The 14,607-nt window shown below is 61.9% G+C and carries 15 protein-coding genes; 8 read left to right on the top strand and 7 right to left on the bottom strand.

Annotated elements, in window-relative coordinates; all coding sequences use genetic code 11:
• Positions 1-91 precede the first annotated feature (91 nt).
• Together HGO38_RS20340 and HGO38_RS20335 are read left to right on the top strand one after the other, a co-directional pair.
• Positions 92-343, top strand: a complete 252-nt coding sequence (locus HGO38_RS20340) for a type II toxin-antitoxin system Phd/YefM family antitoxin (RefSeq protein WP_250957730.1) — start codon at positions 92-94, stop codon at positions 341-343.
• Entirely contained in the window at positions 340-786 is a 447-nt protein-coding gene (locus tag HGO38_RS20335) for a type II toxin-antitoxin system VapC family toxin (RefSeq protein ID WP_250957729.1), read from the top strand. The genes HGO38_RS20340 and HGO38_RS20335 overlap by 4 nt, the downstream gene beginning before the upstream one ends.
• A 113-nt stretch (positions 787-899) precedes the next feature.
• On the opposite strand, the gene HGO38_RS20330 is transcribed toward HGO38_RS20335, so the two are convergent.
• Positions 900-1,502 (bottom strand): superoxide dismutase, encoded by a 603-nt coding sequence (locus tag HGO38_RS20330; protein ID WP_250957728.1) that lies wholly within the window; start codon positions 1,500-1,502, stop codon positions 900-902.
• A gap of 213 nt (positions 1,503-1,715) precedes the next feature.
• Between HGO38_RS20330 and HGO38_RS20325 the strand changes: the two genes are divergently transcribed.
• Positions 1,716-2,042, top strand: a complete 327-nt coding sequence (locus HGO38_RS20325) for a hypothetical protein (RefSeq protein WP_250957727.1) — start codon at positions 1,716-1,718, stop codon at positions 2,040-2,042.
• A gap of 6 nt (positions 2,043-2,048) precedes the next feature.
• On the opposite strand, the gene HGO38_RS20320 is transcribed toward HGO38_RS20325, so the two are convergent.
• Together HGO38_RS20320 and HGO38_RS20315 are read right to left on the bottom strand one after the other, a co-directional pair.
• Positions 2,049-2,393 carry a YkgJ family cysteine cluster protein gene (locus tag HGO38_RS20320; protein ID WP_250957726.1) on the bottom strand — a complete coding sequence of 115 codons (345 nt, stop codon included), beginning with the start codon at positions 2,391-2,393 and terminating at the stop codon, positions 2,049-2,051.
• Between the two features lie 54 nt (positions 2,394-2,447).
• The gene (locus HGO38_RS20315) at positions 2,448-3,329 is read right to left on the bottom strand and encodes a branched-chain amino acid aminotransferase (RefSeq protein WP_250957725.1); all 882 of its coding nucleotides are present in this window, start codon (positions 3,327-3,329) and stop codon (positions 2,448-2,450) included.
• A gap of 415 nt (positions 3,330-3,744) precedes the next feature.
• Between HGO38_RS20315 and HGO38_RS20310 the strand changes: the two genes are divergently transcribed.
• Positions 3,745-4,149 carry an endonuclease domain-containing protein gene (locus HGO38_RS20310; protein WP_250957724.1) on the top strand — a complete coding sequence of 135 codons (405 nt, stop codon included), beginning with the start codon at positions 3,745-3,747 and terminating at the stop codon, positions 4,147-4,149.
• A 154-nt stretch (positions 4,150-4,303) separates the two neighbouring features.
• On the opposite strand, the gene HGO38_RS20305 is transcribed toward HGO38_RS20310, so the two are convergent.
• The 3 genes from HGO38_RS20305 to xylF form a co-directional block, all read right to left on the bottom strand.
• Positions 4,304-5,089, bottom strand: a complete 786-nt coding sequence (locus HGO38_RS20305) for an ATP-binding cassette domain-containing protein (RefSeq protein ID WP_250957723.1) — start codon at positions 5,087-5,089, stop codon at positions 4,304-4,306.
• 12 nt (positions 5,090-5,101) lie between these two features.
• Positions 5,102-6,412, bottom strand: coding sequence for a sugar ABC transporter permease (locus HGO38_RS20300; protein ID WP_250957722.1), 1,311 nt, complete (start codon positions 6,410-6,412; stop codon positions 5,102-5,104).
• 149 nt (positions 6,413-6,561) lie between these two features.
• Entirely contained in the window at positions 6,562-7,599 is a 1,038-nt protein-coding gene (xylF, locus tag HGO38_RS20295; RefSeq protein WP_250957721.1) for a D-xylose ABC transporter substrate-binding protein, read from the bottom strand.
• 241 nt (positions 7,600-7,840) lie between these two features.
• Here xylF and HGO38_RS20290 point away from each other — a divergent pair, with 241 nt between their 5' ends.
• A complete protein-coding gene (locus HGO38_RS20290) occupies positions 7,841-9,070 on the top strand; it encodes an ROK family transcriptional regulator (RefSeq protein ID WP_250957720.1) in 1,230 nt (409 codons plus the stop codon).
• 8 nt (positions 9,071-9,078) lie between these two features.
• On the opposite strand, the gene HGO38_RS20285 is transcribed toward HGO38_RS20290, so the two are convergent.
• Positions 9,079-11,193: an EAL domain-containing protein gene (locus HGO38_RS20285; RefSeq protein WP_250957719.1), complete on the bottom strand. Its 2,115-nt coding sequence runs from the start codon at positions 11,191-11,193 to the stop codon at positions 9,079-9,081.
• A 227-nt stretch (positions 11,194-11,420) separates the two neighbouring features.
• Between HGO38_RS20285 and HGO38_RS20280 the strand changes: the two genes are divergently transcribed.
• From HGO38_RS20280 to tam, 3 genes are all read left to right on the top strand, one after another.
• Entirely contained in the window at positions 11,421-12,071 is a 651-nt protein-coding gene (locus HGO38_RS20280; RefSeq protein ID WP_250957718.1) for a haloacid dehalogenase type II, read from the top strand.
• A 225-nt stretch (positions 12,072-12,296) separates the two neighbouring features.
• Positions 12,297-13,691, top strand: coding sequence for an endo-1,3-1,4-beta-glycanase EglC (gene eglC / locus HGO38_RS20275; RefSeq protein ID WP_250957717.1), 1,395 nt, complete (start codon positions 12,297-12,299; stop codon positions 13,689-13,691).
• 47 nt (positions 13,692-13,738) lie between these two features.
• Positions 13,739-14,509, top strand: coding sequence for a trans-aconitate 2-methyltransferase (tam, locus tag HGO38_RS20270; protein WP_250957716.1), 771 nt, complete (start codon positions 13,739-13,741; stop codon positions 14,507-14,509).
• Positions 14,510-14,607: the final 98 nt, after the last annotated feature.

Below are 14,607 nucleotides of genomic sequence, written 5' to 3'. Positions count from 1 at the left end.
TTGGGGGGGCTAAACTATCCTCCCGCCTGCTTGATTTGAAACATGCACAGCCCTATTGTGGTCATATGTGATCACAATAGGGCTTTTCGTTATGTCGACCGTCAGCCTGAAAGATGCCAAGGCCGGATTTTCCAAGCTTGTCGATGATGCGGTCAATGGCGAATTCGTCACCATCACCCGCCACGGCAAGCCCGCTGCCGTTCTGGTCTCTCTCGAGGCCGCCGAAGCCGCCCGGAAATCCTTGAAGACGGATCGTCCGAGCTTTGCCGACTATCTGATGACGTTTCCGGGCGGCATGGAGCCGCAGCGCAATCCGTCCCCGTCGAGGGATGTCGATCTTTGAACGGTTATCTGCTGGACACCAACGTCATCTCCATGCTGTCGCCGTCCAAGGTCGATATCCCTGGTGATTTTCTCAGCTGGATGCGCGAGCAGGATGCACAAAACGCCTTGTATCTTTCGGTGGTGACGATCCACGAGATCGAAAAGGGCCAGCATTTGCTGGAGGCAAAGGGCGCCACGGCCAAAGCCGAGGCCATCCGCCTCTGGCTGAACGGGCTGGTCCATATCTTCCAGGATCGCATTCTTTCCATCGATATGGACATTGCCTCGATCGCCGGCGGCCTGGAGGCCCAGGCCATATCTGCCGGCCACAGCCCCGGCATGGCCGACGCCCTGATCGCCGGCACGGCAAAGGCCCATGGGCTGGTGGTGGTGACGTGGAACACGCGCCATTTCCTGCCATTTTCGGCAGATGTCGTCACGCCGACCGATCTTCGGGTCTAGCGCGGCATTCACGACAAGCAATTCGCCTGCAAATACCCAACCCGTCGGCTCACAAAAAACGCCCGGCGCATCGCTGCACCGGGCGTCTCGCAATCAGGCCTTGAACGCGGTTCTTACTTCGCGGCGGCTTCGTACATTTCCAGCACGTAATCCCAGTTGATCAGGCTGTCGACGAAGGCTTCGAGGTATTTCGGGCGGGCGTTGCGGTAGTCGATGTAATAGGAATGCTCCCACACGTCGACGCCGAGGATCGGCGATGCGCCATGTACCAGCGGGTTCTCGCCATTCGGGGTCTTGGAGATTTCCAGCTTGCCGTCCTTGACGGAGAGCCAGGCCCAGCCGGAGCCGAACTGCGTGGTGCCGGCCGCGATGAAATCGGCCTTGAACTTGTCGTAGCCACCGAGATCCGAGGCGATCGCCGTTTCCAGCTTACCAGGCAGCTTGGTGCCGCCGCCGTCCTTCTTCATCCACTTCCAGAAATGGATGTGGTTGTAATGCTGGGCGGCATTGTTGAACAGGCCCTGGTTGGTGCCATAGGACTTCTTGACGACGTCCTCGACCGACAGATCCGACAGACCGGCATCGGCGGCAAGCTTGTTGCCGTTGTCGACATAGGCCTTGTGGTGCTTGTCATGGTGGAATTCGAGCGTCTCTTTCGACATGAAAGGGGCGAGCGCTTCGTAGTCGTAGGGAAGTGCGGGCAATTCAAAAGCCATGGTATATTCTCCTCTTGGCAAAGATTGCGGGAATTCGGCGGGTGCTCGGGAACATAGGAGCGGAACCGTTCGGAGGCAACCTGCCATTTGCCAAATTGTTCCATGGAAAGAGAAGTTTGTGCCTCGGCGCATCGCACATCTGTCAAAATCGTCCGCCAGATTGGGCACGACAAAATGGCCGTTACCGGCTTTCAAAACCCCGAAGGAAACATCATGATTCGCCCCTTTGCCGCCCTTGGCCTCGCCAGCCTTTGCCTTGCCGCTCCAGCCCTTGCCTCGTCCGACGACGCCTGGGCCGAGTTCGCCGCCAAGGTCGAGACGAAATGCCTTGCCGCCGCGGCCGACATGCTGGAAAAACCGGTGATTGCCGTCGATCCGTTCGGCACGGCAAGCTATGGCGTCGCCATCCTGAGCGGCAAGCCTCGGGGTGCCGAGGGATCGGTCAGCTATCTCTGCGTCATGGACAAAAAGACGGAAACCGCCGAAATCGGCAGCGAACTGGGCGCCGATACGCTGACGGTCAACATTCCGGCGAAGTAACCACCGTTACGCCTGATCCATCGCATCGAAATCCGGCAGATCATCGACCGGCATGCCGAGCGCTTGCCGGGCGATGCGACATTCCGGGTCGCCTGGCATGCAGGTGCGACAGACATGCGGCCGGTCGGCATAGACGCCGCAGCCGACATGCTTGCCGAGCTCCCCGGTCAGCGCCAGGCAGCGTCCGGCCTCGAAACGCATGCCGCTCTCGTCGGCCGCAATGAACTTTTCCGGAATGCGGGCGATCTCCTCGTCGGTTTCCAGCGAGAAGCGCGGCCAGTCGGCCGAGTAGGCGCAACAGGCCCCGCAGGTCTGGCAATCGAAGATATCGGGCGGCGAGGTTTCAAGCATGGCCTACCCAAAGCAGATCGGGACGCGGAAATCCAGCAGAGAGGTGCGCCAAGGTCAGGCGTCGTTGCTGGAGTGCGCCCAATCCATATAGAGATCGAGCGCCTTGCGGGTCACCGGCCCCTCCTGCAGGTCGCGGCTGTCGAGCTTCGTCACCGGCACGACTTTCGAATAGTTGCCGGAGGTGAAGATCTCGTCGGCGCCCATGAAATCCTCGACCGACAGGGTCTGTTCGCGCACTTCGAAACCGGCCTGGCGCAGCAGCGCGATGACGCGGGCGCGGGTGATGCCGGCGAGGAAGGTGCGATTGGCGGCCGGCGTCAGCACCACGCCATCCTTGACCATGAAGATATTGGAGGATGCGGTCTCCACCACATTGCCGTTCATGTCGCGGGCCAGCGCATTGTCGAAGCCGCGCGACCGCGCCTCGATGATCATCCGGCCGGAATTGGGATAGAGGCTGCCGGTCTTGGCGTCAGTCATGGCGCATTCCGGCGTCGGGCGGCGGAACGGCGACAGGGTCAGTAACGAGGGTTTTGCGGTGTTCATCGGCGCTTCGAACAGGCAGAGCGCAAAGCGCGTCGACTCCGGATCGGCCGCAACGACCGAGCCCATCTGCCCGTGCTCGGCCCAGTACATCGGCTTGATATAGATCGCGGTCTTGCCCTCGAAGCGGCCGATGCCGTCCCAGGCGAGCTGTTCGATCTCCTCCGCCGTCTTCACCGGCTTCAGGCCGATATTGGTCGCCGAACGGTTGACGCGCTGGCAGTGCAGGTCGAGATCGGGCGCGATGCCGTCGAACCAGCGGGCGCCATCGAAAACTGTCGAGCCCAGCCACATGGCATGCGAGGTCGGCCCGATCAGTGGCGGATTGCCGGCGATCCAATCGCCATCGACAAAGGTCCAGGTGGGGGTGCGGGCAGACGTATCGACAGCCATTTCGGTCTCCAATCCTTCATGTTCCCGGCAGGAAAGGACAGGAGCGCCGCAAAGGTCAAGGACAAAGTCAGGCCAAATGCCCAAAGCACACCGGCTTTGGTCCGCCGTGTCGGCTTTTTGCCGATTTCGCCGATGGATCAAACGCTTGGTGAATGGGTCGATCAATCCGCGTGATGGGATGAATGGTCTGGACAGTGGCCAGCGACAGGCGGCACCGCCCCTTGCCCGCCCCTCATCCGCCTGCCGGCACCTTCTCCCCGTATAAACGGGGAGAAGGCATATGCCGCAGCGTCTCTTTCCCCTCTCCCCGCAAGCGGGGAGAGGGTCAGGGTGAGGGGCAAGCGCCATGCACCAAGGGTGGATTGCCTGACGTAATATTCACGCTAAAATAATGCTGTGTTTCCAAGAGGTGGCCATGCGGGGAGCGAGACAGGCGACGACCAGCCGGGCGCGGTCTCTGCGCAAAGTGGACAATGATGCCGAAGGAAATCTCTGGTCGGAGCTACGCAACAGGCGGTTGAATGGGTTCAAGTTCGTGCGACAATTGCCGATCGGACCCTATTTCGCTGACTTCGCCTGCCGCGACCAAAACCTCGTCGTGGAGATCGATGGCAGTCAGCATGCGGAAAGCCTGCGAGATGCCGTGCGAAACCACCATATGATAGCAGAGGGTTGGTCGGTGGTCCGTTTCTGGAATACTGACGTCCTCAGGAACATGCCATCCGTCTTGGAAACGATTGTGGCGATTCTCGACGGGAGAGTGAGGGAGCCGGTCGAAGCGGCCGATTTGACATTCATACCAGCGCGGTGTCTGCGATAGGGCGGCAATACCGCCCCTCATCCGCCTGCCGGCACCTTCTCCCCGTCTCGACGGGGAGAAGGGACTATGCCGCAGCGTCTCTTTCCCCTCTCCCCGCTTGGCGGGGAGAGGGTCAGGGTGAGGGGCTGATCAACCGCCGGGGTTTATGATGCTCTCACCCCGTCGCCATTGCCCCCGGTCCAGGCGTGGCACCCGGAGGCACCTTGCCGAGGATGATCATGCCCAGCACTTCGTCCTTGGTGACATCGCTGGTGCGGGCGTGGCCGACGACGCGGCCGTTCTTCATCACGAAGACGCGGTCGGCCAGATCGAAAACGTCGTGGATGTCGTGGCTGATCAGGAAGATGCCGATGCCTTCGCGCTTCAGCTGCAGGATCAACTCGCCGACCTGCGCGGTCTCCTGCGGCCCGAGAGCCGCGGTCGGCTCGTCCATGATCAGGATGCGGGCATCGAACAGGATGGCGCGGGCGATCGCCACCGATTGCCGCTGACCGCCGGACAGCGCCTTGACCGGTTCCTTGAAGCGCTGGAAGTTCGGATTGAGCCGACCCATCACCTCGCGGGTCTTGGCCTCCATCGCCACGTCATCCAGCGTACCCCACGGGGTGCGCAACTCGCGGCCGAGATAGAGATTGGCGGCGGCATCGACATTGTCGGCGACCGCCAGCGACTGGTAGATCGTCTCGATGCCATATTTCTTGGCATCGCGCGGGTTGTTGATCTCGGCGGTCTCGCCATTGATGCGGATCTCGCCGCCATCGCGCTTATAGGCGCCCGACAGGATCTTGATCAGGGTCGACTTGCCGGCGCCGTTATGGCCGAGCAGGGCCACGACTTCGCCGGGAAACAGATCCACCGAGGCATTGTCGACGGCGTGGATACCGCCAAACGAGATGGACACACCGTTCATTTCCACAAGGGGAGTGCGCTGGTCTGACATGGTTCGGACTCCTTACTTGGCACGAGCGCGGTAGACGGTGTCGGCCCAGACGGCAAGCACCAGAACGATACCGACGACGATACGCTGCAACGGGCTGTCGATGCCCAGAAGCACCATGCCCGATTGCAGGGACTGCATGACGAGAGCGCCAAGCATGGCGCCGGCCACCGTGCCGACACCGCCGGCCAGCGACGTGCCGCCGATCACCGCGGCGGCAATGGTGTAGAGTTCATCGAGCTCGCCCTGCGCATTGGTGGCGGCGTTGAGGCGGGCGGTGGAGATGGCAGCGGCGATGGCGCAGAGCATGCCCATCAGGGCAAAAATGCGGATCGTCACCCAGCGGGTCTTGATGCCGGCCAGTTCCGCTGCCTCCGGATTGCCGCCGAGCGCGAAGACATAGCGGCCGAAGCGCAGCCGGGTCGAGATGAAGGTCATGACGATGCCGACAGCAATCGCGATCAGCACCGGCACGGCGATGCCATGCGGGATCAGCAACCCGCCCTCCGGCCAGGCGATACCCGTGAACTCAGCATATCGGCGGGCGATGTTGATCGGCCAGTAATAGAGATTGGCGACCCAGACGGCGCCGAGCACCAGCGCGCAGGACAGCACCGACAGGAAATATTCCGCCCACAGCGGCCGGCGCGGAAAGCCGAAGCGCTTGCGCTGCTTGCGGGCATTGACGATGGCCCCAACGATGGCAAGACAGGCCACCAGGCCGACGATCCAGCTGGCCGTGGCCCCAATCGAGCCCTCCGTGCCGCCGCCCATCAGGCGGAAGGTCGGGTTCATCGGCGCGACCGTCTGGCCCGAGGTGACGAACCATGTGGCGCCGCGCCACACCAGCAGACCGCCCAGCGTCACGATGAAGGAGGGCACCTGCAGGAAGGCAATGATGGCGCCATGCAGCGCCCCGATGGCCGCCCCGACGACGATGCCGCAGGCAAGCGTGATCACCCAGATCCAGGAATTGTCGAGGCCGAGATATTGCGGCAGGATCTTGGCCTGCAGCACGCCCATGACGATGCCGCAGAAGCCCAGCACCGAGCCGACCGACAGGTCGATATTGCGGGTGACGATGATCAGCACCATGCCGGTCGCCATGACGGCGACCGACGAGGTCTGGACCGTCAGGTTCCATAGGTTGCGCGGCGTCAGGAACAGGCCGCCGGTCAGGATCTGGAAGCCGATCCAGATGAACAGCAGCGCGCCGATCATGCCGAGCAGCCGCGTGTCGATCTCGGTGGCGCGGAAGAAGCGCTTGACCGGGTGTTCCGCGCTTAGGCCGCGCGTCGTCTGGGTGGTCTGTATCGTATCGGCCATGCCCTGCCGGTCTCCCCACTGTATGCTCTTGCAGGACGGCCTGGCGCCGCCCGATCCTCAGCCGTTCAAACGATCCCGAATTTCAAGGCAACGCCGCAACGGTTGGCGTTGCGGCGTTGCCTATCCCTCAGGCTTTGAAACGGAACTCGTTACTTGCAGGCGGCAACGTCAGCCTTGGCACCCTGGCAGGCTTCCGCCTTGGAGATCCAGCCCGCATCGATAACGGTGGCGAGGTTGTCCTTGGTGATGGCGAGCGGCGCGAGGAAGACCGACTGCATTTCGACACCCTTCGGGCCGCCCTTAAACGAGGTCACGCCTTCGACCTCGTTCAGTTTCTTGCCGCCGGCCAGCGCCACGGCGATTTCAGCCGCACGCTTGCCGAGTTCGCGGCTGTCCTTCCAGACGGACACGGTCTGGGTGCCGAGAGCAACGCGGTTCAAGGCTGCCTTGTCGGCATCTTGGCCGGAGACCGGTACCGAGCCAGCCAGCCCTTGCGCGTCGAGGGCCGCGATCGCGCCACCGGCCGTGCCGTCATTCGAGGCGACGACAGCATCGATCTTGTTGTCGTTGGCGGTCAAAAACTGCTCCATGTTCTTCTGGGCAATTTCCGGCTTCCAGCCGTCCGTATAGGCTTCGCCGACATTCTTGATCTTGCCGGCATCGATCGCCGCCTTGACCACTTCCATCTGGCCCGAGAACAGGAAGTCTGCGTTCGGATCGGACGACGAACCCTTGATGAAGACGTAATTGCCTTCAGGCTTGGCCTTGAACACTTCGGCGGCCTGCAGGCGACCGACTTCCTTGTTGTCGAAGGTGATGTAGAAGGCAGCCGGATTTTCAATCAGGCGGTCATAGCCGACGACCGGAATGCCTTCGGCAGCAGCCTTTTCGATGGCCGGACCGATGGCGTCGCTGTCCTGGGCCAGCACGATGAGCGCATTGGCGCCCTGCGAGATCAGCGATTCGATATCGGTAAGCTGCTTGGCGGCGGACGACTGGGCGTCGGCCGAGATGTACTTGTCACCGGATGCTTCGAGCGCTGCCTTGATGGCGGCCTCATCGGTCTTCCAGCGTTCTTCCTGGAAATTCGACCATGACACGCCGATCGTCAGATCCTTGGCGCTGGCCACGGAATGAACGCTGACGATGACCGCTGCACACGCCATCAGTTTATAAAATGACTTCATCTTACCCTCCCGAGTGTTTACGGGCCGCCGCGCCAGACCTCCCGTCCGCGCTGACACCCGTTTAAAAACACTGCCGCCCGCCTTCGACTTCCCAGTCGACGCTTTTTCTCGACAGTCGAGAAAATAAGTGTCAGAAGAATGCAGGGCTGTCAACATGGCTTGTGGAGGCTTGCCAATGACACGGCCAAATGCTTTGGGAGGAGCATGGGTTGCAATCGAAACTGAGGCCAGGGCGTAAAGAATGCTGACCAAGTCCAGCACCGAAATGGTGCGTCAGCAGAACATTGCGCTTGCCCTGTCGGCGCTACGCCGCAACGGCCCCCTGTCCCATACCGAACTGTCCGCCTTCACCCATCTGTCCTCGGCCACCGTTTCGGCGATCACCGCCGATCTGGAACGGCTCGGCGCCATTGAAAAACACGAGCAGCATGTCGCCGGCAGTCGCGGCCGGCCGCGTGTCCTGTTCGGCCGCAGGCGCAATTTCGGCTATGTCGTCGCGGTGCGGATCTCGTCCGACACCGTGCAATATTCGCTCGCCGACTATGCCGGCACGCTGATCGACCGGTTCGAGGACCCGCGGGATCAAACGGCACCCTCGGCGCCACGATTTCTGACCGGCTTTCGCGACGCGCTGGCACGGCTCGCGACGCGATCGAAGCTGGCGTTCACACAGATCAATGCCGTTTCGATTTCCAGCAAGGGCCTGGTCGACGCCAGCGGCTCGCGTCTGCTGTGGTCGCCAGTGTTCGGGCGGGAGGCGATCGATTTCTCGTCCGCTTTGCAGGTAGCACCCCAGACCCGCATCCGGCTGAACAACGAGACGCTGCTGGTGGCCCATGCGCTGGCGCAAAAGACCGACAAGGCCGGCAGCCCGGCCTTCCAGTCGCTGGCCGCCCTGTCGCTCGGCCATAGCATAGGGCTTGGCATCGCCCAGCGCGGCCGCGATGGCCGGATCGATGTCAGCGCACCGAATTTCGGACATATGCTGAATGCCGCCGATGGCAAGCTTTGTCGCTGCGGCTCCTATGGTTGCGTCGAGGCCTCGGCCGGCTTTTACGGCATCCTGCGCACCGCCTTCGAAGTGCCGCCGGACACGATCCCGGCGAAGTTCGTGCCGCTGGCTGAGATGGACAAGATCGCGCTGCGGGCCCGGCAAGGCCATCGCATGTCGGAATATGCCTTTCGCCAGGCCGGCCTGGCACTTGGCCAGGGTCTGTCGCGCATGCTGAGCCTCTATGACACCATGCCGATCGCCATCACCGGGCCGGGCACGCGTTTCATCGACCTGCTCAATCGCGGCATCGAGGAAGGGTTGCAGCAATCCCTGCAGGTGCGGGTCAGCGGCATGCCCCAGATCATGATCGTGCCGGAAGAAGCGACCCTGGTCTTCGACGGCCATGTCGATCGCGCCCTGTCCGAAATCGACCACGATGTGGCAGGTTTACGTGCCGACGAGGCCGCGGCGCGCTGAGATTGTCCTCAGGCCTTGGCGGAGATCCATCCCGACAGATCGTCAGACAGGGGCGGCGCACGGGTACCGACAAAGCGCAGCAGGCTGACGGCGAGGTCGGATTCCGGCAGCGGCCGCGAGTAATAGAAGCCCTGCACCATGCCGCAACCGAGGTCGGCGAAATATTTCGCCTGGGCCGATGTTTCTATGCCTTCCACGGTCATGCGCTTGTCGAGCGCCTTGGCCAGGCCGGTGATGGCCTCGATGATCGGCTTTGCCGTGTCCGGCGATGCCGACCAGCCGGTGACGAAGGAACGGTCGAGCTTGATCTTGTCGACCGGCAGATGCCAGAGATAGCTCAGGCTGGAATAGCCCGTGCCGAAATCGTCCATGGCCAGCGACACGCCGATCTCGTGCAGTTTCAGTAATTCGGCAATCACCGCATCATTGCGGTCGAGAAACAGGCCTTCGGTGATTTCCAGCTCCAGCCGATGGGCCGGCAGGCCGCTTTCCGCAAGGGCGGCCATCACCACTTCGGCAATACCGGGTTTCTCGAAAGCCTGGGCGCGGAACTGCACCGGCGAGAGATTGACCGCCATGAACGTATCGGACGGCAGGGTGGCGGCCACCCGGCACGCCTCGCGGATCGTCCAGGCGCCGATTTCACAGATCGCACCGCTAGCCTCCGCCACGGAAACGAAATCGTCGGGCGGGATCAGCCGACCGTCGGCGCCGCGCAGGCGGATCAGCGCTTCGAAGCCCTTGATCCTTGCCGTCACCGCATCGTGCACGCCTTGATAATGCAGTTCGAAACCGCCCTTGCACAGGGCCTTGTCGATCATGGCCAGCAGGCGCTGGCGTTCCTCGAGCGTGTCCTGCATCGCCTGGTCGAAGATCAGCGCGTTGGCGCCGGGCGAATGTTTGGCGGTCGCCAGCGCGATTTCCGCCTTTTGCAGCAATGGCTCGATACAACGCTCCCCGTCAGAGCTTTGGATAGCCGAGCCGATGCTGGCCAGCATCGGGATCTCCTGCTGATTGAAGCCGAAGGGTTGCTCCATCATGGCCATCAGGTCAGCCACGAACAGTCTGACCTCAGCCTGGCATTCGAGCCCCAGACCGGCGACCACGAACCGGTTTCCGCCCAGGCGGCCGATCAAGGTATGTTCGGGCAGACCGTCGCGCAGCCGGCGGACAGCCTCGCGGATCATCTGGTCGCCGCAAGGCGTGCCGTGCAACTGGTTGGCCGGCGCCACTCCGCCCAGGTTCAGCAGGTGGATCGAGAAACCGGACTTGTAGGTCTTGTCCTTCAGCACGACCGTGGTGATGTCGATGAAACTCTGCCGCGTCAGGACGCCGGTCATCGGATCGAAATTGGTCAACTCGCTCAGCCGACGCGCCACCTCCTCCTTCTCGCGGGTGCGGCGATCCACGATCCAGGCAAAGATCAGCAGGGCCAGGACAACCGGCAACAGCATGGCGCCGATCGAGCCCAGCACCATGTAGCTGCGCTTTTCGGCCGCGGCATAGTGCGGCTCCAACAGACTGGTAACCTCAAGCAGGCCGCGCATATCGCCGAGCTTCCAGTCGCGTTTCGGCGACATGACGTCCCCATTGTGGCAAGAGACGCAGCCTGGCTCATCCATGCGATCGGCAATGGCCGTGTGCAGGTATCGCTTTCCGTCAACCGTCTCCCCATGACTGACAACGCGATTCGGATCCCGGCTCAGGAGGTCCCATACGTCCTTCTCGTCATCGCTCATCGGAACCGATTCCCGGAATGGCCAGGGATACGGGCTGATCAGTTTCAACCGGCTTTGCTCGTCACCCAACTCTGCAGCAACTTCCTGCAGAAATGTAGATGGCAGCGGAATCGCATTGGGCAATTGACTGTGGTTGACGGCAAATTTGAAGTGATCGGATTTGCCGACTTTCGAGGCGACCGTCTTGCCGTAATAGGAGCGCAATATCCGAGCTTGCTTTAGCATGCTGATGTTGTTGTCATGGGCGGTATCGAGAGCAGAGGCTCGAAACGCTGTCGGCAGATAAAGGGACAGGCCGACGAAGGATCCGACAACGATCAGCACCAGCGGCATGACCAGCCGCCAGATCAGTCGAGGATGCGAGAGCGTCAGCTTGGTCTGCACGATGGGTCTCGGATTTTGCCCAAAAGGAAATCTGTCGTTGCCTACGACTATTAGCAGGGCTTTTCTAAGTATCTGTTAATGTGTTGTCTCGGCAAACCAATTGACCGACCGATGCGCAAGCATCGCTCTTGACCTCTCCTCGCCGGCAGAACCGATCGAGCCGATCCTATAGGTTCCTATCCTCGAGACTTGGTATAAGACAGAGTAACAGCGTTTGGGAGGCGACCTTGTCCAGTGCAGCTTATGTTTTCGATGCTTACGGCACCTTGTTCGACGTGCACGCGGCCGCGCGTCGCCACGCGTCCCGTGTCGGGCCCGACTATCAGCGTCTCTCGGATCTCTGGCGGGCCAAACAGCTCGAATATTCCTGGGTGCGCACCTTGATGGGCGCTTACCAGGATTTCTGGCCACTGACCGAGCAGGCGCTCGACTATGCGCTGGCCCGCTGCCCGAGCGTCGACAAGGCGCTGCGCTCCGATCTGCTGGAGGCCTATTGGCGGCTCGACTGCTATCCGGAAGTGCCCGCCGTCCTCAAGGAACTGCGCCAGCGCGGCTCGAAAGTCGCCATTCTCTCCAACGGCTCGCCCGCCATGCTGGAGGCAGCCGTGGCCAATGCCGCGCTCGACATGGTGATCGACGATATCTTCTCGGTCGATGCGATCCGCGCCTACAAGACAGCGCCGGCCGTCTACGATCTGGTGACGACACAATACCGGCTTTATCCCAATGCCGTCTCCTTCCAGTCGTCCAACCGCTGGGACATTGCCGGCGCCGCCAAATTCGGCTTCCGCACCGTCTGGGTCAACCGCGCCCAGATGCCGGACGAATATTTCGACTTTGGACCGGACCTCATCCTGCCGTCTCTCGACAGTCTTTGAACCATCGGTCCCGGCGTCACCGCGGCCCGATTTGGCACATTTGATCGCCATCGTCCCAAAGCCGGGCACAGTTGTCGTTCGCCTAAGGGAGCATGAAACCACCCTTCGCGGAACCTGTGCACCTCCCCTTTGAATTCGTGTCCCCGGCCTTAACGCAAGGCATCGCACTGCTATGGTCGCCGCAGCGGAGGGGCTGGGAGGTTCCAGAAACGCGAAGAGGATAGCATGGCAAACGCGATCACGAATGCCCTCGGTCTGCCGCTCTATTACAGCGGAAGCTCGACGGCCTGGTTCTCGGCAACCGGCTCCGGACCAACGCTGAACGGCACCGCCGGCAACGATTCGATATGGGGCGACAGTTCCGTCAACGTCACCATGGCCGGCGGCACCGGCGACGATATCTATTACCTCTATTCCAGCATCAACCGCGCCAGCGAGGCGGCCGGCCAGGGTGTCGACACGATCGAGACCTGGATGAGCTACACGCTGCCGGACAATTTCGAGAACCTCACGGTGACCGGCGACGGACGCTATGCCTTCGGCAACGGTGCCGACAACATCATCACCGGATCCTCGAGCCGCCAGACCTTTGACGGTGGCGCCGGCAACGACGTGCTGGTCAGCGGTGGCGGTGCCGACATCTTCATCTTCACCAAGGGCAATGGCAGCGACCTGATCAGCGGCTTCAGCGCCGACGACACGATCCGTCTCTACGATTACGGGCTGACGTCCTTCGACGACGTGCTGGCCAACATCACCCAGGAAGGGGCCGATCTTCGCCTCGACCTTGGCGACGGCGAAAGCCTGGTGCTGGCCAATACCACAGCCTCCTCCTTAAGTGCCGGCCAGTTCAAGCTGAGCCTTGATCGTTCGCACCTGACCCAGACCTTTTCCGACGACTTCAACACCTTGTCGCTGACCGACGGTGACAGCGGCACCTGGGACGCGAAATTCTCCTGGGCGCCGGAAAAGGGCAGCAGCCTCGACACCAATGGCGAACTGCAATGGTATATCAATCCGGACTATGAAGGCACGTCTTCGGTCAATCCCTTCTCCATCGACGATGGCGTTCTGACCATCACCGCAGCCCCGGCATCGGCGGACGTGCAGGCGGAAATCGAGGGCTATGACTATACCTCGGGCATGCTGACCACCCATTCCTCCTTCGCCCAGACCTACGGCTATTTCGAGATTCGCGCCGACATGCCGAGCGAACAGGGCACCTGGCCGGCCTTCTGGCTGCTGCCGGAGGACGGCTCCTGGCCGCCGGAACTCGATGTCGTGGAAATGCGCGGCCAGGATCAGAACACCGTCAATGTAGCGGTGCATTCCAACGAAACCGGCGAGCAGACCACCGTCTCCTCGGCCGTGCAGGTCAGCGACACGGCAGGTTTCCACACCTACGGTGTGCTGTGGACGGCGGAGGAAATCGTCTGGTACTTCGACGATGTCGCCGTGGCCAGTACCGATACGCCCTCCGACATGCATGACCCGATGTATATGGTCGTCAATCTGGCCGTCGGCGGCATTGCAGGAACCCCCTCGAGCAGTCTAGATGATGGGGCCGAGATGCAGATCGACTACATCAAGGCCTATTCGCTCGATGACTGGCAGATCTAGGACTGCCGCCTCGATGTCGAGCCTCAAACGCGCGAGGAAACGCCGCCATGGCCTGGTCCGCCGATCAGTATCTAAAATTCGAAGACGAGCGAACGCGGCCAGCCCGCGATCTGCTGGCCCAGGTGCCCTTAAGCGACGCAGACGCCGTCTACGATCTGGGGTGCGGGCCGGCAAACTCCACCGAATTGCTCGTCGAGCGCTTCGGCTCCGCCGCCGTGAGCGGGCTCGACAGCGATCCCGATATGCTGGAAAAGGCGCGGCTGCGTTTGCCTGGCCTATCTTTCACCCAAGCTGACCTTGGCGATTGGCAGCCGGAAACGCCGGCCGATCTGCTCTATGCCAATGCCGTCTTTCAATGGCTGCCCGATCATCTGACGGTTCTGGATCGGCTGATGGACAGCCTGAAGACAGGCGGCGTACTGGCCGTGCAGATGCCGGACAATCTCAATGAACCGAGCCATCTGATGATGGAGGAGAGCGGTGCGGCGGGACCCTGGGCGCCGGCCTTTGCCGGCGGCCGGATGCGGCGGGCCCCCCCCCCCCCCCCGTCTTCCTATCCCGACCGGCGGGCGCCGAAGCCCGCCCGCCTCGATGTCTGGCATACGATCTACAACCACCCGATGGCCGATGCCGAGGCCATCGTCGAATGGGTCAAGGGCACCGGCCTGCGGCCCTATCTCGACAAGGTCGAACCGGAAAACCACGACGCATTCCTCGCCGACTACACGGCCCGCATCGACAAGGCCTATCCGCCCATCGCCGACGGCCGCCGCCTGCTGCGCTTTCCACGCCTGTTCGTGGTCGCGGTGAAAGCCTGACGGAAAGACCCAGGGCGGGCTGCGGCCCGCTCCCAATTCAGCAATTGCTGATCTGCTGGCGGCCATATTGCCTTGCGAAAAATTTGATGGTCAACCTG

It is taken from the genome of Rhizobium sp. CG5, assembly GCF_023701945.1.
GTDB lineage: Bacteria > Pseudomonadota > Alphaproteobacteria > Rhizobiales > Rhizobiaceae > Allorhizobium.
Note: the sequence above shows the minus strand (reverse complement) of the source record. Positions and strands in the feature narration are given on the sequence as shown.

Bases quoted from the DNA above. Each gene is read 5' to 3' on its own strand.
- HGO38_RS20340 (WP_250957730.1), top strand. From the start codon at position 92: ATGTCGACCGTCAGCCTGAAAGATGCCAAGGCCGGATTTTCCAAGCTT.
- HGO38_RS20330 (WP_250957728.1), bottom strand. From the start codon at position 1,502: ATGGCTTTTGAATTGCCCGCACTTCCCTACGACTACGAAGCGCTCGCC.
- HGO38_RS20325 (WP_250957727.1), top strand. From the start codon at position 1,716: ATGATTCGCCCCTTTGCCGCCCTTGGCCTCGCCAGCCTTTGCCTTGCC.
- HGO38_RS20320 (WP_250957726.1), bottom strand. From the start codon at position 2,393: ATGCTTGAAACCTCGCCGCCCGATATCTTCGATTGCCAGACCTGCGGG.
- HGO38_RS20315 (WP_250957725.1), bottom strand. From the start codon at position 3,329: ATGGCTGTCGATACGTCTGCCCGCACCCCCACCTGGACCTTTGTCGAT.
- HGO38_RS20310 (WP_250957724.1), top strand. From the start codon at position 3,745: ATGCGGGGAGCGAGACAGGCGACGACCAGCCGGGCGCGGTCTCTGCGC.
- HGO38_RS20305 (WP_250957723.1), bottom strand. From the start codon at position 5,089: ATGTCAGACCAGCGCACTCCCCTTGTGGAAATGAACGGTGTGTCCATC.
- HGO38_RS20300 (WP_250957722.1), bottom strand. From the start codon at position 6,412: ATGGCCGATACGATACAGACCACCCAGACGACGCGCGGCCTAAGCGCG.
- xylF (WP_250957721.1), bottom strand. From the start codon at position 7,599: ATGAAGTCATTTTATAAACTGATGGCGTGTGCAGCGGTCATCGTCAGC.
- HGO38_RS20290 (WP_250957720.1), top strand. From the start codon at position 7,841: ATGCTGACCAAGTCCAGCACCGAAATGGTGCGTCAGCAGAACATTGCG.
- eglC (WP_250957717.1), top strand. From the start codon at position 12,297: ATGGCAAACGCGATCACGAATGCCCTCGGTCTGCCGCTCTATTACAGC.
- tam (WP_250957716.1), top strand. From the start codon at position 13,739: ATGGCCTGGTCCGCCGATCAGTATCTAAAATTCGAAGACGAGCGAACG.